Below are 26,129 nucleotides of genomic sequence, written 5' to 3'. Positions count from 1 at the left end.
GCACGCCCGCGCAAGGACTTCTTCGGCCTTGCCTTAGTGCGCGACTTGCGGCCGGGCTTTGTAGAACTGGAGCGGGGCTTCCGGCACCTGGTTCAGCACCTGGCGCTTGATCTTGCCCACCACGTGCATTTCACAGGGCTTGCAGTCAAAGCGCAAGGTCAGCTTTTCCTTGCCGTTGATCAACATCAAGGGTTCGGCCTTGATGGTGCCCTGCACACCCGTCACGCCCTTGGCCTGCTTGGGGCAGAGGCTCATGCTGAAGCGCACGCAGTGCTTGGTGATCATGAGGCTGACTTCGCCTTCTTCCTCGTGCGCCTCGTAGGCCGCATCGATCACCTTGACGCCGTGGCGCACGTAAAAATCGTGCGCCTTGTGGTTGAACACGTTGCCCAGAAAGCTCAGCGTGTCCTCGGGGTAGGGCGCTGGCGGCTCGATGGGCGTGGCGCGCTGCAGGCGCTCGAAGTTGCGCGCGCGGTTTGCTTCCAGGTCGGCCAGCGCATCGCGGCGCAGCGCGTTGAGCACCGAGGCGGGCACGAACCAGGGCTCAGTCAGTTGCAGCGCAATGTCGTGAACCGCGAAGATGGTGGCGCCGAAGCGGCCCAGTTGCTCGCGCAGGCTGGCTTCGGCCTTGGCGGCATCGGTGGCAGGCTGGTGCGGCTGCTGCACATCAGTACAGCCCACGTTGCCATCCTCGTCGGTCAGCATCAGGCTGAAGCCGCAAGGCGTTTCGCTCAGGTGCGCCCACAGGCCGATGCGGCGGTCGCTGGACTTTTTCTCCAGCGTGCGCACCCAGTCCATGTCGCGGTTTCGGTTGACCTCGGTGCCCTTGCGCAGGTCCTTGAAGCCTTCCATCGGGTCCTTGGGGTACACGCGCCACTGGCCCACGCTGCGCGCTGACACGGGCTCGGCCACGTTGATGGCCATGCCCACCAGCTCCTTGTGCAGGTCGTAGTAGCACAGGCCGTCGCCGTTGTGCAGCACGGTGGCGGGGTCGCTCACCTCCAGTTCCACGAAGTCGGGCCCTACCTTGGTCACCCAGCCGATGGGCTGGCCCGGGTTCTTGGGGGTGTCGAACGCGCCGATGTCTTCCTTGCGGCCGGTCACGAAGTAGTCGGTGAACTCGCGGTTGAAGTTCTGCAGCGGGTCGGGCGTGAAGGTGAAGGTGGTACGCCCGCTCGAGGACCGGCCCAGCGGCCGACCTTGCGCCTCGCGCTCTTCCAGGATCTCGTCGATCAGCGTGCGGTAGTGGGCGGTGATGTTCTTCACATAGCCCATGTCCTTGTAGCGCCCTTCGATCTTGAAGCTGCGCACGCCGGCGTCGATGAGCGCGCGCAGGTTGTCGCTCTGGTTGTTGTCCTTCATGGAGAGCACGTGCTTGTCGTGCGCGATGAAGCGGCCCTGCGCGTCGGTCACCTGGTAGGGCAGGCGGCAGGCCTGGCTGCAGTCGCCCCGGTTGGCGCTGCGGCCGGTCTGCGCATGGCTGATGTTGCACTGGCCGCTGTAGGCCACGCACAGCGCGCCGTGGATGAAGAACTCGATGTTGGCGCGGCCTGGGGCATCCACCGGCCCCAGCGCCTTGTGCACGGCGGCGATCTGCTGCACCGTGAGCTCGCGCGCCAGCACGATCTGCGAGAGGCCCGCGTCCTGCAGAAAGCGCGCCTTTTCGGGCGTGCGGATGTCGGTCTGGGTGCTGGCGTGCAGCTGGATGGGCGGCAGGTCGATTTCGAGCAGGCCCATGTCCTGGATGATGAGTGCATCGGCCCCGGCCTCGTACACCTGCCAGGCCATTTTGCGCGCGGCCTCCAGTTCGTCGTCGCGCAGGATGGTGTTGAGCGTGATGAAGATGCGGCTGTTGAAGCGGTGCGCGTGCTTCACCAGGCGCTCGATGTCGCGGATGTCGTTGCCCGCGCTGGCGCGTGCGCCAAAGGCCGGGCCGCCGATGTAGACGGCGTCGGCGCCGTGGTTGATGGCTTCGATGCCGATGTCGGCGTCGCGCGCGGGCGAGAGCAGTTCGAGCTGGTGGGGCAGGAGGGACATGGGGCGTGATTATCCCAGGCAGTCCTGTGTCGGGGCGTCTGGCAGCTGATGTCCGAGTGACGAGTCCACTATTAGCCCAGTTAATGACCTGTCAAGTTGCTATGTTTACATATCATTCGCGCGCAAACCTGGGTGTGAATGGCTAGGATGCGGGGCCGAGCCGTGCCCCAAGGTGGTGCACCGGTGCTTGGCTGCCCTTCCTATCTGTTCTGGAGACTTCCAACGTGTTTCGCCGTGCTTCCCGCCCCTTCGTGCAATTGACCATCGCCGCAGCCTGCGCTGCGGCTGCCCACGCGGCCTTCGCCCAGGACGTGCAAACCGTCAAGATCGCCCACGCGGGCCCGGTGTCGGGCGGCATCGCCCACATCGGCAAGGACACCGAGAACGGCGTGCGCCTGGCGGTGGACGACCTGAACGCCCAGAACCTGGTCATCGGCGGCAAGAAGATCAAGTTCGAGCTGGCGGCCGAAGACGATGCCGGCGACCCGCGCCAGGCCACGGCCGTGGCGCAAAAGCTGTGCGACCAGAAGGTGGCGGGCGTGGTCGGCCACCTGCAGTCGGGCACGTCCATTCCTGCGGCGGCCGTCTATGACAAGTGCGGCGTGCCCCACATCACCGCCGCCGCCACCAACCCGGACCTGACCAAGCCCGGCTACAAGACCACCTACCGCCTGATCGCCAACGACAACGCGTTGGGCGCGGCGCTGGCACTGTTCTCGGCCGACCACTTGAAGCTCAAGAGCGTGGCCATCATCGACGACCGCACCGCGTATGGCCAGGGCGTGGCCTCGGTGTTCAAGGCCACCGCCCTGCAAAAGGGCCTGAAGGTGGTGGGCGAGGAATTCACCAACGACAAGGCCACCGACTTCATGGCCATCCTCACGGCCATCAAGAACAAGAAGCCCGACGCGATCTTCTACGGCGGCCTGGACGCGCAGGCCGGCCCCATGCTGCGCCAGATGGAGCAGGTGGGCCTGGGCAACGTGAAGTTCTTCGGCGGCGATGCGCTGTGCACCGAGAAGCTGCCCGAGCTGTCGGGCAAGAGCCCTGCGCTCAAGAACGTGACCTGCGCCACGGGCGGCGCCTCGGTCGACAAGATGCAGGGCGGGGCGGACTGGAAGAAGCGCTACGACGCCAAGTTCCCCGGCCAGTTCCAGATCTACAGCCCGTACGCCTACGACGCGGCCATGGTGCTGGCCGATGCGATGAAGCGCGCCAACTCGGTGGACCCCAAGGTGTACATCCCCTTCATCGGCAAGACCGAGTACAAGGGCGTGACCGCCAACATCGCCTTCACGGCCAAGGGCGAGCTGACCACGCCCGCCGTGACGCTGTACACCTACAAGGACGGCAACCGCGTGGCGCTCAACTGAGCACCGCGGGCACGGCCCGCCACCGCTACGGCCGCCCCGCGCGGCCGTTTTTCATGGGGGTGCCCACGGCGGTTTGCCATTACAGTCGGGCCGGTAGCAAGCCGGGCAGGGCGGTCCCGCCGGCTGTGGTCCGGGCACCCCGCCCGCCAAGGAGTCTTTTCATGCGTGCTGTAGTAGGTCTGGCCGGGCTGGTGGTGGCGCTGGCCGTGGTGGGTGTCCTTGCCAGAAAGCAGCTGTCCGCCGTCCGCACGCCCGTGCCGTCGCTGCAGACAGCAGCGCCGGCCGGCGGTGCCCCGGCTTCGGCGGCGCAGCCGGCCACGGTGCGCGACCAGAGCCAGCAGATCCAGCAGCAGGTCAAGCAGCAGATGGAAGGCCTGATGCAGCAGGCGCGGCCCATCCCGGACGATGAGAAATAGGATGAAATGGGCTGCTGGCGCTTATCCTTCAAGCGCTGGTAGCTATTATTTGTATAGCAATGAATCCTGACCAAGACGCGCACTGGATGCGCCTGGCCCTGGCCGAGGCGCAAGTCGCCGTGCGCGCGGGCGAGGTGCCCGTGGGGGCCATCGTGGTCAAGGATGGCCAGGTGATCGCCACCGGCCGCAACGCGCCGGTCGAGGGGCACGACCCCACGGCCCACGCCGAGATCGTGGCCCTGCGCGCGGCGGCGCGGCGGCTGGGCAACTACCGGTTGGACGGCTGCAGCCTGTATGTCACGCTGGAGCCGTGTGCCATGTGCAGCGGTGCCATGCTGCATGCGCGCCTGGCGCGCGTGGTGTACGGCGCCGCAGATCCCAAGACGGGTGCGGCGGGCTCGGTGCTGAACCTGTTTGGCCATGCCGAGCTGAACCACCAGACCCAGGTGCGGGGCGGGGTGCTGGCCGACGAGTGCGGCGGCCTGCTCAGCGGCTTCTTCCGGCAGCGCCGCCATCAACAACGCACCGAGGCACTGGCCCGCCATCCGCTGCGCGACGACGCCCTGCGCACGCCCGATGCCGCCTTCGCGGATCTGCCCGGCTACCCCTGGGCGCCGCGCTACCTGAGCGACCTGCCCAGCCTGGCCGGCTTGCGTTTGCACTACCTGGACGAAGGCCCGCAGGACGCGCCGCGCACCTGGCTGTGCCTGCACGGCAACCCGGCCTGGAGCTACCTGTACCGGCGCATGCTGCCCGTGTTCCTCTCGGCCGGGGACCGCGTGGTCGCGCCCGACCTGATCGGCTTTGGCAAGAGCGACAAGCCCAAGAAAGAGTCGGCGCACCAGTTCGAATGGCACCGCCAGGTGCTGCTGGAACTCATCGGGCGGCTGGACCTGCGCAACGTGGTGCTGGTGGTGCAGGACTGGGGCGGCATCCTGGGCCTGACGCTGCCCATGGCCTGCCCCGAGCGGTTTGCGGGCCTGCTGGTGATGAACACCGTGCTGGCCACGGGTGATGCGCCGCTGCCCGCCGGATTCCTCGATTGGCGTGCGATGTGCCGCGACAAGCCGCTGTATGGCGTGGGGCGCCTGCTGGCGCGCGGCAACCCGCACCTGGCCGGGGCGGAGTGTGCCGCCTACGACGCGCCGTTCCCCGACAAGGGCTACCGCGCCGCGCTGCGCGCCTTTCCTGAACGCGTGCCGGCATCGGAGGAGGCGCCGGGGGCCGCGCTGTCGCGCCAGGCGCGTGATTTCTGGCAGCAGCGGTGGCAGGGCCGGAGCCTGATGTTCATTGGCGACAAGGACCCGGTGCTCGGGCCCGCCACCATGCACGATCTGCACCGCCACATTCGCGGTTGCCCCGCGCCCACCGTGCTGGCCGACGCCGGGCACTTCGTGCAGGAGCATGGCGAGCCGATCGCGCGGCAGGCTGTGGAATACTTCTCGTTTCCCGGCGCCGGCCGTGCCACCGGCTGACATGGCGCCAGACGGACTCTCTTTTTGACGGAGCAGGCCCCTTCACGGCCTGAGCGCTTTGCAAGACCATTCACACGATCATCCCGATCACGACCATTCCCAGTGCAGCCACGACCACGGCCCCAAGCACATCTACATCTATTCGCCGTCGAGCGCCGTGCAGGACAAGGCCGCCTTCAAGCGCGGCCTCGCCCGGCTGAAGGCCCTGGGCCATGAGGTCGAGGTGGATGCGGACGCCCTGGCCGTGCACACCCGCTTCGCGGGCGACGACGCCACCCGCCTGGCCGCCATCCACCGTGCCGCGGCCAGCGGCGCCGATGTGGCGCTGATCTCGCGCGGCGGCTACGGGCTGTCGCGCATCCTGCCGGGCATCCGCTACAAGGCGGTGGCCAAGGCGATCGCGGGCGGCACGCGCTTCGTGGGCGTGAGCGACTTCACCGCCTTCCAGACCGCGCTGCTGGCCAAGACGGGCGCCACGTCATGGGCCGGCCCTTCGCTGGGCGCCGACTTTGGCGTGGCCGGCGAGCCCGACGACATCATGGAGGCCTGCTTCGACGATTTGCTGACCGGCCATGGCGAAGGCACGGGCTGGCGCATGAACAATGAAAAGCCCGACGCCGCCACGGGCAAGCCGGCCGTCCCCAATGTCTACGTGAAAAGCGCCACGCTGTGGGGCGGCAACCTGGCGGTGCTGGCTTCGCTGGTGGGCACGTCGTACCTGCCGGCCATCAAGGGTGGCGTGCTGTTCCTGGAAGACGTGCACGAGCACCCCTACCGCATCGAGCGCATGCTCACCCAGCTGCTGCACGCCGGCGTGCTGGCCCAGCAGAAGGCCGTGGTGCTGGGGCAGTTCACCAACTTCAAGCTCGCGCCGCACGACAAGGGCTACAAGCTGCAGTCGGTGGTGGACTGGCTGCGCACGCAGATCAAGGCGCCCGTGCTCACGAACCTGCCCTTCGGCCATGTGGCGACCAAGGTGCTGCTGCCCGTGGGGAGCACGGTATCGCTGTCGGTGGAAGGGCGGGATGCGCTGATCTACTGGGGACACCAGCACTGATTCGGTGCTGCCTTCAATCGCCTGCCTCTGGATTCCTGCCCGCTGGGCCCAGGGGATGCCGGGCGGCATGGCACCTGCCAGCGGCGGGTGTCCGCCCGGGCTGGGGCTCGGGTCAGGCGTTGCCGGGAGGGGGCTGGGCCGGGCGCAGTGCACGTGGCAACTGGCCCTGGAACAGGGGGGTGACCTGGTCGATCACGCCCCGCGCGCCGGTTTCGCCGCGCAAGGGCACGAGCGTGCTGAAGAGATCGGTGCGCAGGTACCACAACGCTTCGATGTCGCCGGCGTAGCGCAGGCGCATGTTCATGCGCGCCACCTCGCAACCGCTCATGCCCGCCAGGCTTTGCAGCATGGCCCGGCGTACCTCCTCCAGCCCGTGGTCGCGCACCCAGGCCGTCGATGACGGCTTGTCACGGCCCAGAAGGTCGTGAAGGTTGTTGCGGAGATTGGGCTTGTTCCAGCGCATGGAGGGAGGCGGACGCATTTTTTGTAACAGGGTCGGCCAAATTAAGCCGGAGCGAGGCGCCACGCAAGGGGCGCGCTACTGTTTTTGCGTAAAGACAACAAACGCACCTTGTTTGTTGCGAACTTTTACGTGTTTGTTGATTTTTTGGGATGGGCGGCAAATCGCGGGTGGCAACCGCCTCCATGTACCGCCGGGCCCACGAAATTCACTTTGCCTGGGGCACCCCCGCGGCGCCGTCAGGTCCCGGGTGGCACCATCGGACGCCTGGCGGCGCCGGGCAACGATTCTTGACGCTTTCAGGGGTGCGCCGTCAGGGCGCTTGCACTAAACTGATTCACATGATGTTACCAATAGGCCGGTGTCCATGAGCGTGCTGTCGACGATGGTCTTTGCGGACATCTCGGGCAGCACCGCCTTGTATGAAGCGCTGGGCAATGAGCGCGCCACCGAGGCGGTGACCCAGGTCACGCAATGGATCAGCGACACCATCCAGACGCACGGGGGGCGGGTGGTCAAGAAGCTGGGCGATGGGGTGCTGGGCGTTTTTGGCGATGCCGCCAGCGCCGTATCCGCCATGGCGGCCATGCTGCGCGAGCACAAGGCCCGCCAGGAGCGCTGGCCCCAGCCCTTGCGCATGGAGGTGCGCGTTGGCGTGGCCAGCGGCGAAGTGGTGGACGTGGATGGCGACTGCTATGGCGATGCCGTCAACGTCGCCTCCAGGCTGTGCGAGCGGGCCGGCCCGGCCGAGATCTGGGCCACCGAGACCACCGTGCTGCTGGCGGGGGCCGCGCCGGATGTCTGGTACCGCAAGCTGGGCATGATGGACATTCGCGGCAAGGCCGAGCTGCTGATGCTCTACCACGTGGAGTGGCGCGAGGACGAGGCGCCCGACTCCCTCACCATGCAGGCTTCCCTTGTCAGCAACTTTGCGCCGGCAGACTCGATCCTGGGGCACATCCAGTTCTCGTGGCATGGCGTGGACCGCACCTTCACCTCGTCCGACGCCCCCGTCCTGGTGGGGCGGGCGCTGCACGCCCAGCTGTGCGTCGACGATCCGCGCGTCTCGCGCCTGCATGCGCGCATCGACTGGCGCAACAGCGGCTTCGTCCTGACGGACATGAGCAGCTTTGGAACCTGGGTGCGGTTCGAGGGCAGCGATTCGCCCGTGCGGCTGCGGCGCGATGCCTGCATCCTGCATGGCACCGGGCACATCGCGCTGGGCGTTTCCTTCACGGAGCCCAGTGCGCCGACCATGAGCTTCCACGTGGCCGGAGGCAGCGTGCGTCTGCGCTGACGGGCTGCGCGAGGGACTTCCGCCATGGGGCTGCCCGGGCGCCGGGCACCTCCTTCGGGCCGGTCGCGGCCCGGGCGATACGGACACACGACACACCCAACAACAGGAGACAACAAAGATGGCATGGATGAAGCGGACGGCCCTGGGGCTGGTGGCGGCGGCGCTGCTGGCAGGCGCGGGCGCGGCGGTGTATGTGCAGCGGAGCTTTGCGAAACTCGACGGCGAACTGGGCGTGGCGGGGCTGGGCAGCGCGGTGCAGGTGCGGCGCGATGGGGCCGACGTGGCCCACATCCAGGCGCGCACGCCACAGGACGCCTGGTTCGCGATGGGGTATGTGCACGCGCAGGAGCGCACCTGGCAGCTGGAGTTCAACCGCCGGGTGATGCATGGCCAGCTGTCGGAGGTCTTCGGCCCCGCGACGCTCGAAACCGACAAGCTGATGCGCGCTCTGGACATCATGGGCGCGGCCCGGCGCCAGTACGCAGGCCTGCCGCCCTATGCCAAGGAGGCCTTGCAGGCCTACAGCAAGGGCATCCACGCGTTCCACCTGAAACGGCCCCAGGCCCTGCCCCCCGAATTCCATGTGCTCGGCGTCCAGCCTGGCGGCGCGGCGGGCGCGGTGTGGGAGCCCGAGGACAGCGTGGGCTGGGCGCTGATGATGGCGCTGGACCTGGGCGGCAACTGGGGAACGGAATTCGCGCGCCTGTCGGTCGCGCGGACGCTGGACACCGACCGCCTGTGGCAATTGATGCCACCCTATCCGGGCGAGAAGCCGGCCGCATCGGCCGACCTCGCCGCGCTGTACCGGCAGCTTGGGGTGTACCGCGCGGCTGGCGCGGGCTCCACGGCGGCCGGGCCGGGCGGTGCCGACGGGCTGGCGGCGGCCAGCGGGGCAGCCAGCCGCAAGGACGAAGGCCTGCTGTCGCGGCAGATCAGCACCGGCATGCTGGCCTGGGCCGATGAATTGACGCGCAACGCGGGCACCAATGAAGGCAAGGGCAGCAACAACTGGGTGCTGGCGGGAACCCGCACCGTCAGCGGCAAGCCGCTGCTGGCCAACGACCCGCACCTGGGGCTGTCGGCCCCGGCCATCTGGTACTTCGCCGGCATGCAGGCGCCCGCCGGCACCGCGTCGGACGGCACGCCCATCGCCGCCATCGATGCCGTGGGGGCCACCTTGCCCGGCCTGCCATTCGTGGTGCTGGGGCGCACCGACCGCGTGGCCTGGGGCTTCACCAACACGGGGCCGGACGTGCAGGACCTGTACCTGGAGCAGATCAACCCGGCCGATGCGGCGCAGTACCGCACGCCAGAAGGCTGGGCGCCCTTCACGGTGCGCAGCGAAACCATCCGCGTCAAGGGCGGGGCCGACGTGCAGCTGGCGCTGCGCAGCACCCGCCATGGGCCGGTGCTGAGCGACGTGCAGAAGTCGCACGCCGAGGTGCTGGACCTGGGCAAGTACGTGCTCGCGCTGCGCTGGAGCGCGCTGGACGCTGACAACCAAACCGTGCTGGCGGGCTTGAAGACCAACCAGGCCAAGAGCGTGGACGAACTCTTCGAGGGGCTGGCGCACTACCACTCGCCCATGCAGAGCGTGGTGGCCGCCGACGACCAGGGCCACATCCGCTTCAAGGCGGCGGGGCGCGTGCCGCTGCGCGATGCCGCCAACGACATCCGCGGCGTGGCCCCGTCCCCCGGCTGGGATGCGCGCTACGACTGGAAGGGCTGGCTGCCCTACGAACAAACCCCGCAGGACGATGGCAAAGGCAGCGCAGATGGCGCCCAAGGCGCCAGGGGCTGGATCGCCACGGCCAACCAGCGCGTGACGGCGCCGGACTACCCGCACTTCCTCACGCAGGACTGGGCCTTGCCCTACCGCTACGAGCGCATCGCGCAGCTCATCGAGGCCACCGAAAAACACGACGCGGCCAGCATGCAGGCCATCCACCGCGATGTGACCTCGCTGGCCACGCGCCGCCTGCTGCCCCACCTGCAACAGGCGCAGTCCGCACACGCGCTGGCGGCCGCCGCCCAGAAAGAGCTGCAAGGCTTTGACGGCGTGATGGACGCGGGCAAGGCCGCGCCGCTGATCTTCGCGGCCTGGACGGACGAACTCGCGCGCGGCCTCATCATTCCGCGCATCGGTGAAGACCGCTTCACCGCGACCTATGGCAAGCGCGACTACCGCGCGGCGCTCGAAGGCATCCTGGAGCGCAACGACACCTGGTGGTGCCAGCCCGCATCGTGTGCCGGGCAATCTGCCGCTGCCCTGGGCCGAGCGCTCGACCGCCTGCAGGCAGCCTATGGGGCGGACCCGGCCCGGTGGCGCTGGGGCACGGCGCACCCCGCGCTCAGCGTGCACCGGCCCTTTGGCAACGTGCCCGCGCTGGCGCGTTTCTTCGATGTGAGCGTGCCTTCGCATGGCGATGCGTACACCGTGAACGTGGGGCAGTACAACGCGGGCGAGGCCACGGGCCCGTATGTGAACCGCCATGCGGCCTCGCTGCGCGCGGTGTATGACCTGGCCGACCTGGAGCAGTCGCGCTTCATCTACCAGACGGGCCAGAGCGGCCTCGTGTTCTCGCCGCGCTACCGCGACATGAGCACCACGTGGGCCGAGACCGGCTACCGCGCGCTGCAGCGCCAGCCCGCGCGCTGGGTGCACGCGCTGACGCTGACCCCCGCAACCCCCGCGCAGTGACGCGCGCCGCGAGGAGCCACGCCATGGGTTTTGTTCCGTTGATCGAAGTCACCCGGGGCGGCCTGGCCGAGTGCCTGCACTGGGGCGCCGTGGCCGTGGCCCACCGCGAAGGCCGGGTGCTGGCGCGGGTGGGCGACCCGTACACGGTCACCTTCACGCGCTCCACCATCAAGGCATTCCAGGCGCTGCCCTTCATGCAGGCGGGTGGCGCACGGGCGCTTGGCTGGGGGCCGGGCGAACTGGCGCTGCTGTGCGCCAGCCACAACGGCGAACCCATGCATGTGGAGCAGGTGGACCGCATGCTGGGCAGCGTGGACCAGGACTACCGCGCGTTGCGCTGCGGCTGCCACCGGCCTCTGTTTGCCGAGCTGGGGCTCGGTTCGTTGCCCGAAGGTTTTGTGCCCGACGAGCGCCACAACAACTGCAGCGGCAAACACGCCGGTTTTGTCGCGCACTGCGTGCGACAGGGGTTGCCGCTGGACGGCCACCTGGACCCGGCCCATCCGCTGCAGGTGGCGATCCGGGAGCATGTCGCGAAGGCAGTGGGGCTCGCACCCCATCAGCTGGCCATGGGCATCGACGGCTGCTCCGCCCCCAACTACGCCATGCCCCTGGCACACCTGGCGCGGGGCTATGCGCGGCTGGCGGGCGGCGCGCCGGATACCGACCTGCACGAGAGCCTGACCGCGCTGGCCGATGCCATGGTCGCGCGGCCCGAGCTGGGCTCGGGCACCGGACGGCACGACCTGGACTTCATGCGCGCAGGGCAGGGCGACTGGGTGTCCAAGACCGGGGCCGACGGCGTGCAGGTGGTGGGCAGCCGCAGCCGGGGCGAAGCCTTCGCGCTCAAGGTCATGGACGGCAACATGGTGGCGCAGGTGGCGGCGGCGGTGGAGGTGATGGACCAGCTCGGCTGGCTCGACACCCGCCAGCGCGAAGCGCTGGCCCCGCGCCGGTCCGCGCGCATCGCCAACGCCAAGGGGCTGCAGGTGGGCGAGCGGAAGGCGGTGTTCAGGCTGGAGCCGGCCGGCGGCTGAAGACCGGGCACGGGGCAAAGCCGGGCCTCCGCGCGGCGCCTGTTCAACGGGTTGTGATAAAAAGTGCCTCCAGCACACTACTGGTAAACGCTGGCAGCTACAAAAATAGTAGCAAATGGCTCCGTATCCGGCAGCACATAGATCACGCCGCGCGACTGGCCGAAAAGCGGCGCGATGAACTGGTTGTAGAACGCCTCGGGCGCATTCACGCAGCCGTAGCTGATGCGCTTGTCCTGCGCGCCCTGGCTGGCCAGGCGCTGGTGGCGGCGCTCGGCGGCGCTCACGCTGCGCACCCGGTGCAGCGACACGGCGGCGTCGTAGTCGATCCAGACGATGTCGTCGCCCTTGAGGTTGCGCCCGGGCTCGGTGACGAAGCGGCCCGCGGGCGTGGTGCGCTCTTCGGGGCGGATCTGCGACAGCGGCCGCTGGCCGATGTCGGGGGCGGACCGGTCGCCCAGCGCCGCACCCAGCAGCACTGGCGCGCTGCCCAGCCATTGCCCCCGGGCCGAGAACACATGGATGCGGGCGGCGGGCTTGTCGATCACGGCAAAAGGCAGGCCCTGGTGGTCGGCGGTGTCGGTGGCCCAGCGCACCAACCGGCGCGCCGTGGGCGAGGCATCCTTGGGCAATTCCGCAGCGCCGACGGGCAGGGTGGCCAGCACACAAGAAGCAGCCAGGGCGGTCAGCGCGAACCGGCGGTTCGCAGTCACAAAAAACATGTCTTCATCCAAAAAAGCGTGCTCATACGCACCGCCGCCGACACTGGCGCGCTGGAGGCCCGTGCACCCGTGGATCTGGCTTCGCCAGTCCACCGGGTGCGTCCCCGTCGGGGGAAGGCGCCATCGGGCGGCTCAGGGTGCTTCCGCCAGGGGGCTTCCTTCCCCCGCCAATGCCCTCAATAATGCCTGCACCCGCGACTCTTGCGAAGCTCCTGCTTCGTCCCTGCAATGTTCGACCGCCTCCGCAAAGCATTCAGCGCATCCGGCAGTTCCGCGTCCACCCCGGGCCGGCCGGTGACCAACCGCGACGTATCCCGCTGGGCGGCCGGCCAGCGGCTGGCGATCGTGGCGCATGCGACCGACGGGCATTTCGACCTGGGCGGCGATATCCACGGCCACCCCTGGCGGCTGGAATGCGGCGCGCCCACGCGCGACTATCTGCAGGGCCTGGAGCTGCGCGGCCGCGCCGACGTGGGCGCCGACCCGGATGCCGCGGTGATGGTGATCAACCGGCCCTTGCAGGAGGTGCTGGAGGGCACCGCCTACGACGCCATCACGGACACATTGCAGACCGCCGTGAGCAGCAGCCTGCCCGAGGAAATGCGCTGGCTTTCGATGTACGAGGAAATGTCCTGGCCCGGCCTGCCCGCGTCGTTCCGCGAGCATTTCACCGTGGTGTCCGAGCGCATCGAGCTGGCCCAGCGCTGGATCCATGCGCCCGTGGTCTCGCAGCTGCTCAACGCGGTGGAAGGCGAGGGCGGCGCCGAGCGGGCGAAATCGCCGCTGGTGCTGATGCTGGCGCGGGGTCGCGTCTATCTGCGCATGGAGCACACGCAGCGCAGCCTGGCCGAGATCGCGCATGCCAAGCAGCTGCTGCTGGTGGCGGGGCAGGCCGCGCTGCAGAACCTGCCGCCCATGTCGGTGGCAGGGCCGGACGACGAGCCGGGCATTGCCGGGTAGCGTTGCAAGCGCCCGCCAAACGAAAACGGGGCCAGTGGCCCCGTTGTTCATGGTGCGGCATGCACCCACCCCGCAAAACTGGCGCGCTCCAGGCGAGTGCACCGTGGAACTGGTGTCGCCAGGCCACCGGGTGTGTCCCCCTCCCGCGTGCTACGCGAGCGAGGGGCTGAGTGCCGCGGCTCCCCGCATGCCTGCGCACGCTGGGATGGCAGCAAAGAGCTGTCGCCTCGGGCGGAGCTTCATCCTCCGCGCGTGATGGGCACGCCCGCGTCGCGGCCGTAGGTGCCGTACTTGCCCAGCTCCCACTTGGCGATCGCGTTGCGGTGCACCTCGTCGGGGCCGTCGGCAAAGCGCAGCGTGCGCGCATTGGCATAGGCATAGGCCAGCGGGAAGTCATCGCACATGCCGCCACCGCCGTGCACCTGCATGGCCCAGTCGATCACCTGGCAGGCCATGCTGGGCGCCACCACCTTGATCATCGCGATCTCGGTCTTGGCGACCTTGTTGCCGGCTACGTCCATGAGCCAGGCGGCCTTGAGCGTGAGCAGGCGCGCCATGTCGATCTTGCAGCGGGCCTCGGCGATGCGCTCCTGCGTCACGGTCTGCTGGGCCACGGTCTTGCCGAAGGCCGTGCGCGACGAGGCGCGCTTGCACATCAGCTCCAGCGCACGCTCGGCCAGCCCGATGAGGCGCATGCAGTGGTGGATGCGCCCGGGGCCCAGGCGGCCCTGGGCGATCTCGAAGCCACGGCCCTCGCCCAGCAGGATGTTGGAGACGGGCACACGCACGTTCTCGAAGGTCATCTCGACGTGGCCATGGGGCGCGTCGTCGTAGCCAAACACATTGAGCGGGCGAATGACGGTGATGCCCTTGGCGTCCGCCGGCACGAGCACCATGCTCTGCTGCGAATGGCGGGGGGCATCGGGGTCGGTCTTGCCCATGGTGACGAACACCGCGCAGCGTGGATCGGCCGCGCCGGAGATCCACCACTTGCGGCCGTTGATGACGTATTCGTCGCCCTGGCGCTCGATGCGCGTTTCGATGTTGGTGGCGTCGCTGGATGCCACGGCCGGCTCGGTCATGGCAAAGGCCGAGCGGATCTTGCCCTCGAGCAGCGGCTTGAGCCAGCGGGCCTTGTTGGCGTCATCGCCGTAGCGCGCGATGGTCTCCATGTTGCCGGTGTCGGGCGCCGAGCAGTTGAACACCTCGCTGGCCCATGGCACGCGGCCCATGATCTCGGCCAGCGGGGCGTATTCCTGGTTGGTCAGGCCCGCGCCGTCGTATCCGGAGGCCGCCGCGCTGTCCACCGGCAGGAACAGGTTCCACAGGCCTGCCGCCTGGGCCTTGGGCTTGAGGTCCTCGATGGTCTTGAGCGCGCTCCAGCGCTTGCCCGCCGCCGTGTTGGCCGCCAGCTCGGCGGAGTAGGTGGCTTCGTTCGGATAGACGTGGTCATCCATGAACTGGAGCAGCCTGGCCTGCAGTTCCTTGGTTTTGGGCGAGTAGTCAAAGTCCATGGGTTTCTTCTCCGTTGGTAATCGTGGGGCGCCTCATCCCCGCTGCGCGAACGACCAGGCCAGCTCGGCCATCGGCCGTGCCGTGTCGCCCGAGGCCTTGGCCTGCGCGCTGGAGGCGGTGCCCGCCTCCACCCGCTTGGCGATGCCCTGCAAGATGGCGGCGATGCGGAACATGTTGTAGGCGAGGTAGAAGTTCCAGTCGGCGCGCAGCGCCTCGGGCGTGGCGATGCCGGTGCGCTCGCAGTAGCGGCGGATGTAGCTGTCTTCGCCGGGAATGCCCAGGGCCGCGAGGTCCTGTCCCGCGATGCCCCGGCCCATGGCGGCGGGGATGTGCCAGCTCATGCAGTGGTAGCTGAAGTCGGCCAGCGGGTGGCCCAGGGTGGACAGCTCCCAGTCGAGCACGGCGATCACGCGGGGCTCGGTGGGGTGGAACATGAGGTTGTCAAGCCGGTAGTCGCCGTGCACGATGGACACGTGGCCTTCATCGCGCGCGCTCGCCGGCATGTGGGCGGGCAGCCATTCCATGAGCCGGTCCATCTCGGGGATGGGCTGGGTGATGGAGGCCACGTACTGCTTGCTCCAGCGGCCGATCTGGCGGTCGAAATAGTTGCCCGGCTTGCCATAGCTGGCCAGGCCCCGGTCGGCGAACTTCACGGTGTGCAGCGCGGCGATCACGCGGTTCATCTCGTCGTAGATGGCGCCGCGCTCGGCGGGCGACATGCCGGGCAGCGACTGGTCCCACAGCACGCGGCCCTGCATGCACTCCATCACGTAGAAGGCGCGGCCGATGACCGACTCGTCCTCGCACAGCACGTGCATGCGGGGCACGGGCACGTCGGTGCCATGCAGGCCGCTCATCACCGCGAATTCGCGCTCGATGGCGTGGGCCGATGGCAGCAGCCTGGCCACGGGGCCGGGCTTGGAGCGCATCACGTAGTGGGCGCCGGGGGTGATGAGCTTGTAGGTGGGGTTGGACTGCCCACCCTTGAACATCTCCACCGTCAGGGGGCCGGCAAAGCCTTCCATGTTCTGCGTGAGCCAGGCTGTCAGCGCGCCGATGTCGAACGCGTGCTGGTCGGAGACGGGACGGGTGCCAACGAAATGGTCAAAGTTGCTCATGGACGGGGCGAGGGTTCGGTCAGTCAGTTGTCGGTTTCAGCAATGCGCATGAGGGCGTCGCGATCGCGCACCACCAGGCCGCCCGGCTCGATGCGGATGGCGTCCTCGCGCTCCATGGCCTTGAGCTCCTGGTTCACCCGCTGGCGCGATGCGCCCAGCAGCTGCGCCAGTTCTTCCTGCGCCAGCTGCAGGCCGATGCGCATCTCGCTGCCGTCCGACAGGCTGGGAATGCCGTAGCTGCGCACCAGGTGCACGAGCTGCTTGGCCAGCCGCGCGCGCAGCGGCAGGGTGTTGAGGTCTTCCACCAGGCCGTAGAGCTGGCGGATGCGCCGCGCATGCAGGCGCAGCATGGCTTCGTAGAACTCGGTATGCGCCGCGAGGATCTTGCGGAAGTCGGCCTTGGCCACGCACAGGATCGTGGTGTCGCCGTGCGCATAGGCATCGTGCGTGCGCCGGTCCCCGTCGAAGATCGCCACGTCGCCGAACCAGATGCCCGGCTCCACATAGGTCAGCGTGATCTGCTTGCCCGAGATGGAGGTGGAGCTCACCCGCACCGCGCCGCGCGCGCACGCAATCCACTCCTCGGGCGGGTCGCCGCGCGCGGCGATGAGGCCGCCGTCCTTGAAGCGTTTGACGTATGCACATCGCAGGATGTCGTGGCGTAGTGAAGGTGAGAGGGAAGAAAACCAGCGACCTGAGTTGATCGCTTCACGTTCTTCGATAGTAAGAATCGGGTCGTCCATGGTCTGTCTTTTGTGTGACTGGAAACAGGCCCATTGTCGCGTCAGGGACCTTCGCGCAGCGTCAGGGTTGTCACCTGCGTGTCTGCAGCAGGCCCGCCATGCAAAAGCCCCTGGGTGCTTGGCGGCATCCCAGGGGCTTCATCGTGGATGGTGGTGGCCGTCGGCGTGCGGTCACCGCCGGCAGCGTGCGGGGCTATTCGTAGCGGGGCACACGCTTTTCAAGGAACGCGGTGATGCCCACGCCGCCGTTGGCATGGTGCAGGTTGGTCACGAAATGATTGCGCTCCTGGCCCAGGTGGTGGGTGAGGCTTGCATGGGGTGCTTCATTGATCAGCTCCTTGATGCTGGCCAGCGCATTCGGCGCACGCGCATTGAGCTGCTCGGCCAGGGCGAGCGCGGCATCGAGTGCGCCCCCAGTTTCGGCAAGTCGGTTGACCACGCCCAGCGCGTGCAGGCGCTCGGCGCCAATGCGGTCGCCACACATCAGGATCTCCGTGGCCACCTGGCGGGGCAGGGCATGCACCAGGCTCCAGCTCGCGCCGCCGTCCGGGGACAGGGCCACGTTGCTGTAGGCCATCACGAACACGGCATTGCGCGCGGACACGATGAAGTCGCAGGCCAGCGCCAGCGAGAAGCCGGCACCGGCGGCGGCCCCCTCCACCGCGGCGATCACGGGCTTGGGATAGGTGCGGATGGTCTCGATCCAGTTGTGCAGCCCCTCGATGCTCTGGGCCTGCACCTCCGGGTCCTGCTGGCGGTTGGCCAGCAGGCGCTGCAGGTTGCCTCCCGAACAGAACATGCCGTCCGCGCCCGTGATGACCACGCTGCGGATGTCGGGGCTGCTTTCGGCCACGCCCAGCGCCTCCACGCCCGCCGCGTACATCGCAGGGTCGATGGCATTGCGCCGTTCGGGATTGCGAAGGGTCAGGATCAGGGTCTGGCCCTGGCTGGTGCTCTGGAGTTCTGCGGGCATGTGCGTGGGTTACCTTGTGAAGGGCTGCGGACGGTTCACGTGGGGGCGTGCAGTCGGTCTGGAAGCAGGGCCCGTGCGGTGCGCGCGGCCAGCGCCAGCGGCCGCCGCGCCCCGCAAGGAGCCTTCATTCATTCATTCATTCCTCCACATGCGTGAGGCTCAGGCCGATCGCGCCGCGCCGGCGCAGCCAGGGGCTGGGGCGGTAGCGGGTGTCGCCATAGACGGTCTGCATGTTGAACAGCACTTCCAGGATGTTGGTGGGACCCCAGCGGTCGCCCATGGCCAAAGGCCCCAGCGGATAGCCCAGGCCCAGCGTGACGGCGGTTTCCAGGTCCTTGGGGGAGCAGATGCCTTGCTGGCAGATGTCGCTGGCGATGTTCACGATGGTGGCCACCACGCGCTGCGTGACGAAGCCGCCGCTGTCGCGGATCACGCTCACCGCCTTGCCGTCGCGGGCGAACAGCGCATGCGCCGCGTTGCGGATGTCCACGCGCGTGGCCGGGTTGGTCGCCAGCACGCGGCGTCTGGTGGCGGCATCGTCGATCAGCATGTCGATGCCGATGGTGCGGGCCGGGTCCAGGCGCTCGACCACGGCGACGGTGGTCACGTCAAAGCCCAGCGGCGCGACGAGCGTGATGGCCTGGGGCGAGGGCGATGGGCCGGTTTCGATGGTGGCGCCCAGGTCCTTCAGCAGCTGGTACAGCTCGGCGCGCCGTGCCGCGCGGGGCGACACCCATACCGGGGGAAGGTCGGTCACCACCGGGGGCGGTGCCTCTGCGGGGATTTGCGCCACGCCCTCCACGTAGCGGTAAAAACCTTCTCCCACCTTCTTGCCCACCACGCCGCCGGCCAGGCGCTGCGCGGTGATCACGCTGGGGCGAAAACGCGGCTCGTCGTAGTACTGGCGGTAGATGGATTCCATCACCGGGTGCGACACGTCCAGCGCGGTGAGGTCCATGAGCTCGAACGGGCCGAGCTTGAAACCCACCTGGTCGCGCAGGATGCGGTCGATGGTGGCGAAGTCGGCCACGCCTTCGCCCACGATGCGCAGGGCCTCCGTGCCGAAGCCGCGCCCCGCGTGGTTCACGATGAAACCCGGGGTGTCCTGCGCCTGAACGGGGGTGTGGCCCATCTCTTTGGCATAGGCCGCCAGGGCGGTGCAAATCGCGGGGTCGGTCTTGAGGCCCGCGATGACCTCGACAACCTTCATCAACGGCACCGGATTGAAGAAGTGAAAACCCGCCAGCCGCTGCGGGCGCTGGAGCGCCGCCCCAATCGCGGTCACGGACAGGGACGAGGTGTTGGTGGCCAGCACGGCATCGCTGCGCACCACGGACTCCAGTTCGGCAAACAGCTTCTGCTTCACATCCAGCCGCTCGACGATGGCTTCGATCACCAGGTCACACGCGGCCAGATCGGCCACTGCCTGCACCGGGTGCAGCCGCGCAGCGAGGGCCGTGGCTTGATCGGCATCAATGCGCCCTTTGGCGACCAGCTTGCTCCATTGGTCTTGGAGCGCAGCCTGGGCGGCCTGGGCGGCGCCTGGGGTTGCGTCGAGCAGAAAAACCTGGCTGCCGGCCTGCGCGGCGATCTGTGCAATGCCCCGACCCATGGCGCCGGTGCCCACGATTGCGATGTTGGGAAACTGAATTTTCATAGCGCCATTATGGCTGTGGCGTTGCGTGGGACTTATGTGCAAGAATGGGCTGCGCCAAAAACAGAATTTATTGTGAAAATCCGTAACACCATTTTTGGGACCGGTCTGTGGGTGGTTGCTGCGGGCGCCTCGGCACTTTCGCTGGGAGGCAGCAGAGGCACGGTGGTGTTGGGTGCACCGGTGGATCTGTCGTTCGATGTGCAGCCCGATCCAGGCACGGACGTGGCCTCTTCCTGTGTGACGGCGCAGCTGAAGGCGGGGGATACGCCGGTTGGCGATGCCAGGGTGCGTGTCGTGCCCCTGCCCGACATGCGCGGGCGTTCACCGGCCGTGCGGGTGCAGGCGGCCATCGCGGTGGATGAGCCTGTGTTGCTGGTCACCTTGTCGGCGGGATGCACGGGCAAGGTCACGCGCACCTACACTTTTCTTGCGGAACCTCCCGTCACGATGGCCCGGTCGGCGGCGCCGATCGATGTCGCGCGGCTGCCTTCTTTCCCCGAAGGTGGCACGGAAGCCCCCGGTGCGTCCCCGGGCGCGGCGGGCCAGCGAGCGGCCAGGCCGGCGGCACCTTCTGCACCATTGCCTTCCGCGATCCGGCCCGCCACGGCACCGCCTCCTGCCGGCGCGGCGGAGCCCGTTTCCCGCAGTGCGCCCGCACGGCAGCCAGCGCGCGGCACGGCACGGCCCCCGGCCAGCGCCGCGTTGCCCCCGGCCAAGGGCACGGCGCAGGTGGCAAGGCCGGTGGACCAGGCCCGGCTCGTGGTCGAGCCGCTCGATATCTGGGTGGACCGGCCGGTGGCATTGCGTTCATCGCCCGGGCTGCTGGCCCTTCCTTCGGAGCAACCCTCCGCGCAGCGTACCGAGGCCGCCGCCGTGTGGAAGGCGCTGAATGCCCAGCCGGATGATGCCCGCCAGGACAGCGGCCGGCTCAAGGCGCTGGAGAACGATGTGGCCACGCTGCGTGCGCAGGCGGCCCGCGACCGGGCCAGCGCGGCGCAGTTGCAGCAGCAGCTGGAACTGGCCGAGAACGACAGATTCCCGGCCACGGTGGTGTATGTGCTGGGCGGCTTGCTGTTGCTGGCATTGCTGCTCGCGGCGTGGACATGGACGCGCTTGCGCAGCGCCTCCGACAAGGCGGTGCGCGCGTGGCGCGATTCCGTGGCGGCGCTGGGCGGGCGCGATGCAATGGCCGCGCACGAAGCCGCCTTGGGCCTTGCGCCCCATCCGGGCGATGCCTGGCTGTCGTCCGGCGAGTCCCCGGCTTCCGAAGCGGCGGCAGTGGCTTCCACCGCATCCGCGGCGCCCGGGCCCGCCTTCGTAGCCACCGCCCCCGTGCCGAGTGCGCCCGCGCCGCTGCCGGCCAGCCCGCCCCCCGCTGCAGCACCGCCCCAGCCCGTGCTGCACATCGTCAGCCCCGAAGAGCTCTTCGACATTCAGCAGCAGGCCGAGTTCTTCATTTCGGTGGGGGAGCACCAGCAGGCCATCGAGGTGCTCAAGAAGCACATCGCCGAGCGGGGCGATACCTCGCCCCTGGCGTATCTGGAGCTTCTGCGGCTTTATCACACGCTGAGCCGGGTGGAGGAGTTCTCGCAACTGCGCGCCCAGTTCATGCGCTCGTTCAATGCGCAGGTGCCCGAATTTACCGGCTTCCACCGCACCGGCCGCATGCTCTATCACTACACCGATGCGCTGGCGGAGATCGAGGCCGAATGGACCTCTCCGTCCGTGCTCGGGCTGTTGGAGAAATTGCTGTTCCGGCAGGACGGCGCGGTGTCGGTGGAGCCGTTTGATCTGGCGGCCTACGACGACCTGCTGCTGCTGCTGGCCATCGCGCAGACCACCCCGGCAAGCGCCCGGGGCGCGCCGGCGCCCCGCAAGCGCACCACGCCACTGGCCGAGCCGCGTGTCGACGCGCAGGTGCTGGCAGCGCCGCCCGTGGCGCCGGCAAGCACAGCGGGGGGCGGCCTGCCGCTGGATTCGCTGTCCGCGAGCCTGGAGTTCGATCTGGGCGAAATGCCTTCGGCCACAGGATGGCCGCCGCAGGAACTGGCGGCCACCGCGCCTTCCATGCCCGACGCTGACACCCGGGGTGCGCCGCTGGACCTCGATCTCTCGGAGCCGCCCCACCTGACGCTCAGCGATTTGCCGCCCGTGCCCGCGACCGCGCCACCGTCCTCGGGCCAGGCGGTGGGCTTCGGCATGGACAACGACCTGGTGGAGCTGCGGCTGGAGCTGGAGCAGAAGAAGGCCGACCGCAGCTAGGCCGCGGCGGCGCGCCCTCCGGCCCCCGCGGGCCTGGCCTTACTCCACCATCCCGCGCATGAGCTGCGCGGCCGCGGCTTCGGGGTCGGAGGCATTGACGATGGCCCGCACGACGGCGATGGACCCCACGCCCGTGGCGCGCACCTGGGCAAACTGCTCCGCCCCGATGCCGCCAATGGCCACCTGGGGGTAGTGGCGCAGCAGGCGCGCATAGGCACCCAGCCGGCCCACGCCCTGTGGCGCCGTGGCCATCTTCTTGAGGGTGGTGGGAAACACGGCACCCATGGCAATGTAGCTGGGCCCCACGGCATCTGCGCGCACCATTTCCGCGTAGCCATGGGTGCTGACCCCCAGGCGCAGGCCCGAAGCGCGCAGCGCCTGAAGCTCGTCGGGGGCCAGTGCATCCAGGTCTTCCTGGCCCAGGTGGATGCCGTAGGCGCCCGCCTGGATGGCCACGCGCCAATGGTCATTGATGAACAGCAGGGCGCCCGTGCCCTCGACCGCCTGCACGGCGGCGTGGACCTCCTGCGCAATCGCGTGCTCGTCGGCGGATTTGAAGCGCAGCTGCACCGTGGGCACGCCCGCGCGGGCCATGCGGCCCACCCAGCCGGCATCCGGCAGCACGGCGTACAGGCCCAGCCTTTCCGGGCAGGGGGCGAACGCATCGGCGCGCGGCCGGGGCACCAGGCCAAAGTCCTGTGGCTCGTCGGGCCACTGGGCTGGCTGGAAGGCGCCCGTGCGCAGGCTCTGCGCCAGCCAGGCCTGGGCCAGGCATTCCGCGTCGTGGGCAATGAAGCCCAGCGTGCTGCAGGCCTGCAGGGCTGCCAGGTAGGCGGGTTCCTGCCGCGTGGGCTCCGGGACAGGCTCGGCGCCAAAGCCCGCGAAGGTGGGGGCGTGGTGCGCAAGAAGGGCCTGCACCATGGCGCTGGTGTCGTCACGCATGTTGTTCATGGTGCCAGAAGGGGGTGCCGAGCACGGGCGTGCTGGGCTGGGCGGCCTCCTGCGCCGCCATGGCACCGGCCTTGCGTGCTGCACGCCCGGCATTCACGGCGTCGGCGAACGCGCCCGCCATGGCCACCGGGTCCTGCGCCAGGGCCACGGCGGTGTTCAGCAGCACGCCGTCATAGCCCCATTCCATCACCTGGCAGGCATGCGACGGCAGGCCCAGGCCCGCATCCACGAGCATGGGCACGTCCAGGCGCTCGCGCAGCGTCTGCAGTGCATAGGGGTTCACGGGGCCACGCCCGGTGCCGATGGGCGCTGCCCAGGGCATGACGGCCTGGCAGCCCACATCGACGAGCCGCTGGCACAGCACCAGGTCTTCCGTGCAGTACGGCAGCACCTGAAAACCTTCCTTGATGAGGTGTTCCGCCACGCCTACCAGGTTCAGCGTGTCGGGCTGCAGCGTGTAGTCGTCGCCGATCAGCTCCAGCTTGATCCACGGTGTGTTGAACACCTCGCGCGCCATCTGCGCGGTGGTGATGGCCTCTTGCGCGCTGTGGCAGCCGGCGGTGTTGGGCAGCACGGGCACGTTGAGCTTGCGCAGCAGCTCCCAGAAGCTGCTGCCGCTTTCGGCCGGGTTGCTGCCCTGGCGGCGCAATGACGCGGTGACCATGGCGGGCTGCGCGCGCAGCACGGCGGCTTCGAGCACCGCAGGGGATGGGTAGCGCGAGGTGCCCAGCAGCAGGCGGCTGGCGAACTGCTGGCCGTACAGCACCAGGGGGTCTTGGGGCGTCGAGGTGGTCATGAATTTACTATCTTTTTAATAGCTGCTCGCGCTTTGTGGAAAAGCGCCAAGGGCCAATTTGTCTCAAGAAAGAAGGCCGGGGGTCAGCCCCCCGTCACGGGCGAGATGATTTCCACGCGGTCGCCGGGCTGCAGGGCCTGCGCGGCGTAGCGGGTGTTGGGCACAAAGTGGGTGTTCACGGCCACCGCAAACGGAGGGCGTGCCGCGATGGCGGCCACGGCATCGGCCACGGTGGCCCCTTCGGGCAGTTCATGCGGGATCTGGTTGATGGAGATGTTCATGCGAAGGCGGCGGCCGCGCTGGTTGGGGGCAGGGGGGCGGGCTCCAGTTCCAGCGCGAGGTCAAAACGTTGCGAAAGCTGCGATTGTCCCGCGTTCAGCACTTCCAGCGTCACGTCCAGCAGGGCGGGCGCGATCATGAAGCCGTGGCGGTACAGGCCGTTGATCTCCAGCACGCCCCGGCGTGGCTGGCGAATGGCGGGCAGGTTGTCGGGCAGCGTGGGGCGGCACTGCGTGGCCAGTTCCAGAATGCGCCCCTCTGCAAAGCCGGGGTGCACGGCGTAGGCGGCGGAGAGCAGTTCCAGCGTCGATCGCACGCTGGCGGGCGAGACGTCGTCCGATTCGATCTCGGTCGCGCCGATCACGAACAGATGGTCTTGTTTGGGCGCGATGTAGATCGGGTAGCGCGGGTGCACCAGCCGCGTGGGGCGCTGCAGCGTGACATCCGGTGCGTGGATGCGCACCACCTCGCCCCGCACACCCCGCAACGCGGGCCATTGGGCCCTGGCACCGAGGCCGCGGCAGTCCAGCACCCAGTCGGGCTGGCCGGGGGCGCCGGGCGCAAAGGCCTCGGGCGACCGGGGCGCGTGCCAGTGCGCGCGCACGGACAGCCGCTGCATTTCTACCACCAGGGCAGCCAGCAGCTGCCGGTTGTCGAGCTGGCCTTCACCGGGCAGGTACAGGCCCTGCGCAAAGCGCTGTGCCAGCGTGGGCTCTGCCTGGGCCAGCGCGGCGCCGTCGAGCTTTTGCAGGGCGGGCAGCTCGGGCACCGTGTGCTGGTTGGCTTCCAGCTGGCGCGTGAGCCGCTGGGCTTCGGCCGCGTCCTGCCGGTGCCACACGATGAGCGTGCCGGCCTGCTGGAAGAACACGGGCTCGGCCAGCGCCGCCAGCAGCTGCGGCCAGCGGGTGAGGGCATGGTGGCCCATGCGCACCACGCCGGGCTCGGTGATGGCCGATTCGGCCAGCGGCGCCAGCATGGCGGCGGCCACGGTCGCGGCCGAATGCTCGGCGGCCGGACTGCCCGCCTCGTAGATGTCCACACGGTGCCCCTGGCGGGCCAGCTCCACCGCCAGCAATCGGCCCATGAGGCCCGCGCCCAGAATGGCAAAAGAAGAGGGTTGAAGTGGCATAAGTCCGTCTGTCTGTCTGTGTGTTGGCTGGCAACCATGGACAAAACGGGGGCAGGGCCGCTCTTGGAAACTCCCCACGCCAGCATGACCTGGATCGGGTAGCGGGGCCAGTACGCGCCGCGCGGTGCGCAGTGTTCTGTGGTGCCCCAGGGTATTTCTCAGTCGCGCACCCAAGAACCTGTTCAGTTCTCGGCCGCGGGACACCCCTGTTTCGTCCGGAAAAATCAATTACAGCACAACCCGTGGCAGCTCTTTTTGCGCTAACGCATAGGCCATAATTTTTGCCATGACTTCATTGATTCCCCCGACCTCCGCAGCACGCCGCTATGTGCGCGTGCTTTCCATCGCCGGTTCCGACAGCGGCGGCGGGGCGGGCATCCAGGCCGACCTCAAGACCTTCAGCGCCCTGGGCTGCTACGGCATGACGGCCATCACCGCCATCACGGCCCAGAACACCTGCGGCGTCACGGGCATCCACGGCATTCCGCCCGAGATGCTCAAGGCCCAGATCGATGCCGTGGTGCAGGACATCGGCGTGGACGCGGTCAAGATCGGCATGCTGCATTCGCCCGAAGTGGTGCGCGTGGTGGCCGATGCCATCCGCACCTACCAGCTGCCGCACGTGGTGCTCGACCCGGTGATGGTGGCCACCAGCGGCGACCGGCTCATCGCCGCGGAAACCGTGAACGTGCTGGTGCAGGAACTGTTTCCGCTGGCCGAGGTGATCACCCCCAACCTGGACGAGGCCGGCTGGCTGCTGGGGCGCACGATCGAGGGCGTGGATGCGCTGGCAGCTGCGGTGGACGGGCTGCTGGCCCTGGGCGCCCCGGCGGCGCTGCTCAAGGGCGGCCACCTGCCCGGAGACTGGGTGGTGGATGTCCTGGCCACACGCGGCGGCGTGCGGCAGCGGCTGGAGTCCGCACGCATTGCCACGCCCAACGGGCATGGCACGGGCTGCACCCTGTCATCGGCCATCGCTGCACACCTGGCGCGGGGCCTGCCCTTGCAGCAGGCGGTGGAGCGCGCGCGTGCCTACATTCTGGGCGCCATCGCGGCAGGGGCCGATGTGACCACCGGCCGTGGCCATGGCCCGCTCAACCACGGCCATGCGCCCGTGGCGCAGCTGGTGCTTTAAAGGTTTGATTGTTTTTGGCCTCTGGCGCTTATCCATTAA

22 protein-coding genes are annotated in these 26,129 nt (G+C 68.7%); 10 read left to right on the top strand and 12 right to left on the bottom strand.

Annotated elements, in window-relative coordinates:
- Nucleotides 1-33: 33 nt before the first annotated feature.
- Nucleotides 34-2,037 (bottom strand): peptidase U32 family protein, encoded by a 2,004-nt coding sequence (locus tag AC1RCS_RS16805; RefSeq protein ID WP_492245489.1) that lies wholly within the window; start codon nt 2,035-2,037, stop codon nt 34-36.
- 224 nt (nt 2,038-2,261) lie between these two features.
- Between AC1RCS_RS16805 and AC1RCS_RS16800 the strand changes: the two genes are divergently transcribed.
- The 4 genes from AC1RCS_RS16800 (at nt 2,262) to AC1RCS_RS16785 (ending at nt 6,358) form a co-directional block, all read left to right on the top strand.
- Nucleotides 2,262-3,410 (top strand): branched-chain amino acid ABC transporter substrate-binding protein, encoded by a 1,149-nt coding sequence (locus AC1RCS_RS16800; RefSeq protein ID WP_492245490.1) that lies wholly within the window; start codon nt 2,262-2,264, stop codon nt 3,408-3,410.
- Nucleotides 3,411-3,571: 161 nt separating this feature from the next.
- Nucleotides 3,572-3,826: a hypothetical protein gene (locus AC1RCS_RS16795; protein ID WP_218294581.1), complete on the top strand. Its 255-nt coding sequence runs from the start codon at nt 3,572-3,574 to the stop codon at nt 3,824-3,826.
- A 59-nt stretch (nt 3,827-3,885) separates the two neighbouring features.
- Nucleotides 3,886-5,301 carry a tRNA adenosine(34) deaminase TadA gene (gene tadA / locus AC1RCS_RS16790; RefSeq protein WP_492245491.1) on the top strand — a complete coding sequence of 472 codons (1,416 nt, stop codon included), beginning with the start codon at nt 3,886-3,888 and terminating at the stop codon, nt 5,299-5,301.
- A gap of 58 nt (nt 5,302-5,359) precedes the next feature.
- A complete protein-coding gene (locus AC1RCS_RS16785) occupies nt 5,360-6,358 on the top strand; it encodes an LD-carboxypeptidase (RefSeq protein ID WP_492245492.1) in 999 nt (332 codons plus the stop codon).
- Nucleotides 6,359-6,470: 112 nt separating this feature from the next.
- Here the strand turns inward: AC1RCS_RS16785 and AC1RCS_RS16780 are convergent, their stop codons facing one another.
- On the bottom strand, nt 6,471-6,839 hold the full coding sequence (locus tag AC1RCS_RS16780; RefSeq protein ID WP_369642735.1) for a hypothetical protein: 369 nt from the start codon (nt 6,837-6,839) through the stop codon (nt 6,471-6,473).
- A gap of 346 nt (nt 6,840-7,185) precedes the next feature.
- Between AC1RCS_RS16780 and AC1RCS_RS16775 the strand changes: the two genes are divergently transcribed.
- The 3 genes from AC1RCS_RS16775 to AC1RCS_RS16765 all read left to right on the top strand — a co-directional run bounded on the left by AC1RCS_RS16775 (nt 7,186) and on the right by AC1RCS_RS16765 (nt 11,853).
- Entirely contained in the window at nt 7,186-8,115 is a 930-nt protein-coding gene (locus AC1RCS_RS16775; protein WP_218294584.1) for an adenylate/guanylate cyclase domain-containing protein, read from the top strand.
- 118 nt (nt 8,116-8,233) lie between these two features.
- A complete protein-coding gene (locus tag AC1RCS_RS16770) occupies nt 8,234-10,816 on the top strand; it encodes a penicillin acylase family protein (RefSeq protein WP_492245493.1) in 2,583 nt (860 codons plus the stop codon).
- 23 nt (nt 10,817-10,839) lie between these two features.
- Entirely contained in the window at nt 10,840-11,853 is a 1,014-nt protein-coding gene (locus AC1RCS_RS16765; protein ID WP_492245494.1) for an asparaginase, read from the top strand.
- A gap of 77 nt (nt 11,854-11,930) precedes the next feature.
- On the opposite strand, the gene AC1RCS_RS16760 is transcribed toward AC1RCS_RS16765, so the two are convergent.
- Entirely contained in the window at nt 11,931-12,572 is a 642-nt protein-coding gene (locus AC1RCS_RS16760; protein WP_218294587.1) for a hypothetical protein, read from the bottom strand.
- Between the two features lie 228 nt (nt 12,573-12,800).
- Here AC1RCS_RS16760 and AC1RCS_RS16755 point away from each other — a divergent pair, with 228 nt between their 5' ends.
- Nucleotides 12,801-13,532 carry a hypothetical protein gene (locus AC1RCS_RS16755; RefSeq protein ID WP_492245495.1) on the top strand — a complete coding sequence of 244 codons (732 nt, stop codon included), beginning with the start codon at nt 12,801-12,803 and terminating at the stop codon, nt 13,530-13,532.
- Nucleotides 13,533-13,771: 239 nt separating this feature from the next.
- Here AC1RCS_RS16755 and AC1RCS_RS16750 read toward each other — a convergent pair whose 3' ends face one another.
- From AC1RCS_RS16750 to AC1RCS_RS16730, 5 genes are all read right to left on the bottom strand, one after another.
- On the bottom strand, nt 13,772-15,046 hold the full coding sequence (locus AC1RCS_RS16750; protein WP_218294589.1) for an acyl-CoA dehydrogenase family protein: 1,275 nt from the start codon (nt 15,044-15,046) through the stop codon (nt 13,772-13,774).
- Nucleotides 15,047-15,079: 33 nt separating this feature from the next.
- Nucleotides 15,080-16,165 (bottom strand): phosphotransferase, encoded by a 1,086-nt coding sequence (locus tag AC1RCS_RS16745; RefSeq protein ID WP_492245496.1) that lies wholly within the window; start codon nt 16,163-16,165, stop codon nt 15,080-15,082.
- 23 nt (nt 16,166-16,188) lie between these two features.
- Nucleotides 16,189-16,908, bottom strand: a complete 720-nt coding sequence (locus tag AC1RCS_RS16740; RefSeq protein WP_218294591.1) for a Crp/Fnr family transcriptional regulator — start codon at nt 16,906-16,908, stop codon at nt 16,189-16,191.
- A 193-nt stretch (nt 16,909-17,101) separates the two neighbouring features.
- Nucleotides 17,102-17,881 (bottom strand): oxepin-CoA hydrolase, alternative type, encoded by a 780-nt coding sequence (locus AC1RCS_RS16735; protein WP_218340984.1) that lies wholly within the window; start codon nt 17,879-17,881, stop codon nt 17,102-17,104.
- A gap of 136 nt (nt 17,882-18,017) precedes the next feature.
- Nucleotides 18,018-19,538, bottom strand: coding sequence for a 3-hydroxyacyl-CoA dehydrogenase (locus AC1RCS_RS16730; RefSeq protein ID WP_218294593.1), 1,521 nt, complete (start codon nt 19,536-19,538; stop codon nt 18,018-18,020).
- A 72-nt stretch (nt 19,539-19,610) separates the two neighbouring features.
- Between AC1RCS_RS16730 and AC1RCS_RS16725 the strand changes: the two genes are divergently transcribed.
- Complete coding sequence (locus AC1RCS_RS16725) at nt 19,611-21,800, top strand: type IV pilus assembly protein FimV (protein ID WP_492245497.1); 2,190 nt, start codon at nt 19,611-19,613, stop codon at nt 21,798-21,800.
- Between the two features lie 39 nt (nt 21,801-21,839).
- On the opposite strand, the gene thiE is transcribed toward AC1RCS_RS16725, so the two are convergent.
- From thiE to AC1RCS_RS16705, 4 genes are all read right to left on the bottom strand, one after another.
- Nucleotides 21,840-22,742, bottom strand: coding sequence for a thiamine phosphate synthase (gene thiE, locus AC1RCS_RS16720; protein ID WP_492245519.1), 903 nt, complete (start codon nt 22,740-22,742; stop codon nt 21,840-21,842).
- Nucleotides 22,735-23,547 carry a thiazole synthase gene (locus tag AC1RCS_RS16715; protein WP_218294595.1) on the bottom strand — a complete coding sequence of 271 codons (813 nt, stop codon included), beginning with the start codon at nt 23,545-23,547 and terminating at the stop codon, nt 22,735-22,737. Before AC1RCS_RS16715 ends, thiE begins: the two co-directional genes overlap by 8 nt.
- Before the next feature lie 83 nt (nt 23,548-23,630).
- Nucleotides 23,631-23,828, bottom strand: coding sequence for a sulfur carrier protein ThiS (gene thiS, locus AC1RCS_RS16710; protein WP_057272784.1), 198 nt, complete (start codon nt 23,826-23,828; stop codon nt 23,631-23,633).
- The gene (locus AC1RCS_RS16705; RefSeq protein ID WP_492245498.1) at nt 23,825-24,955 is read right to left on the bottom strand and encodes an FAD-dependent oxidoreductase; all 1,131 of its coding nucleotides are present in this window, start codon (nt 24,953-24,955) and stop codon (nt 23,825-23,827) included. The genes thiS and AC1RCS_RS16705 overlap by 4 nt, the downstream gene beginning before the upstream one ends.
- A 286-nt stretch (nt 24,956-25,241) precedes the next feature.
- Between AC1RCS_RS16705 and thiD the strand changes: the two genes are divergently transcribed.
- Nucleotides 25,242-26,090, top strand: coding sequence for a bifunctional hydroxymethylpyrimidine kinase/phosphomethylpyrimidine kinase (gene thiD, locus AC1RCS_RS16700; protein ID WP_369642727.1), 849 nt, complete (start codon nt 25,242-25,244; stop codon nt 26,088-26,090).
- Nucleotides 26,091-26,129: the final 39 nt, after the last annotated feature.

The sequence above is a fragment of the Acidovorax sp. GW823-FHT01C06 genome (assembly GCF_058798375.1).
The sequence above is the reverse complement of the archived record's forward strand: the minus strand, read 5'-3'. Positions and strand labels throughout refer to the sequence as shown.

Excerpts from the sequence above, each read along its gene's own strand:
- AC1RCS_RS16760 (WP_218294587.1), bottom strand. The coding sequence starts at position 12,572 with ATGTTTTTTGTGACTGCGAACCGCCGGTTCGCGCTGACCGCCCTGGCT.
- AC1RCS_RS16755 (WP_492245495.1), top strand. The coding sequence starts at position 12,801 with ATGTTCGACCGCCTCCGCAAAGCATTCAGCGCATCCGGCAGTTCCGCG.
- AC1RCS_RS16780 (WP_369642735.1), bottom strand. The coding sequence starts at position 6,839 with ATGCGTCCGCCTCCCTCCATGCGCTGGAACAAGCCCAATCTCCGCAAC.
- AC1RCS_RS16715 (WP_218294595.1), bottom strand. The coding sequence starts at position 23,547 with ATGACCACCTCGACGCCCCAAGACCCCCTGGTGCTGTACGGCCAGCAG.
- AC1RCS_RS16705 (WP_492245498.1), bottom strand. The coding sequence starts at position 24,955 with ATGCCACTTCAACCCTCTTCTTTTGCCATTCTGGGCGCGGGCCTCATG.
- AC1RCS_RS16775 (WP_218294584.1), top strand. The coding sequence starts at position 7,186 with ATGAGCGTGCTGTCGACGATGGTCTTTGCGGACATCTCGGGCAGCACC.
- AC1RCS_RS16745 (WP_492245496.1), bottom strand. The coding sequence starts at position 16,165 with ATGAGCAACTTTGACCATTTCGTTGGCACCCGTCCCGTCTCCGACCAG.
- thiE (WP_492245519.1), bottom strand. The coding sequence starts at position 22,742 with ATGCGTGACGACACCAGCGCCATGGTGCAGGCCCTTCTTGCGCACCAC.
- AC1RCS_RS16765 (WP_492245494.1), top strand. The coding sequence starts at position 10,840 with ATGGGTTTTGTTCCGTTGATCGAAGTCACCCGGGGCGGCCTGGCCGAG.
- tadA (WP_492245491.1), top strand. The coding sequence starts at position 3,886 with ATGAATCCTGACCAAGACGCGCACTGGATGCGCCTGGCCCTGGCCGAG.
- AC1RCS_RS16795 (WP_218294581.1), top strand. The coding sequence starts at position 3,572 with ATGCGTGCTGTAGTAGGTCTGGCCGGGCTGGTGGTGGCGCTGGCCGTG.
- AC1RCS_RS16750 (WP_218294589.1), bottom strand. The coding sequence starts at position 15,046 with ATGGACTTTGACTACTCGCCCAAAACCAAGGAACTGCAGGCCAGGCTG.
- AC1RCS_RS16740 (WP_218294591.1), bottom strand. The coding sequence starts at position 16,908 with ATGGACGACCCGATTCTTACTATCGAAGAACGTGAAGCGATCAACTCA.
- AC1RCS_RS16735 (WP_218340984.1), bottom strand. The coding sequence starts at position 17,881 with ATGCCCGCAGAACTCCAGAGCACCAGCCAGGGCCAGACCCTGATCCTG.
- AC1RCS_RS16805 (WP_492245489.1), bottom strand. The coding sequence starts at position 2,037 with ATGTCCCTCCTGCCCCACCAGCTCGAACTGCTCTCGCCCGCGCGCGAC.
- AC1RCS_RS16770 (WP_492245493.1), top strand. The coding sequence starts at position 8,234 with ATGGCATGGATGAAGCGGACGGCCCTGGGGCTGGTGGCGGCGGCGCTG.
- thiD (WP_369642727.1), top strand. The coding sequence starts at position 25,242 with ATGACTTCATTGATTCCCCCGACCTCCGCAGCACGCCGCTATGTGCGC.
- thiS (WP_057272784.1), bottom strand. The coding sequence starts at position 23,828 with ATGAACATCTCCATCAACCAGATCCCGCATGAACTGCCCGAAGGGGCC.
- AC1RCS_RS16730 (WP_218294593.1), bottom strand. The coding sequence starts at position 19,538 with ATGAAAATTCAGTTTCCCAACATCGCAATCGTGGGCACCGGCGCCATG.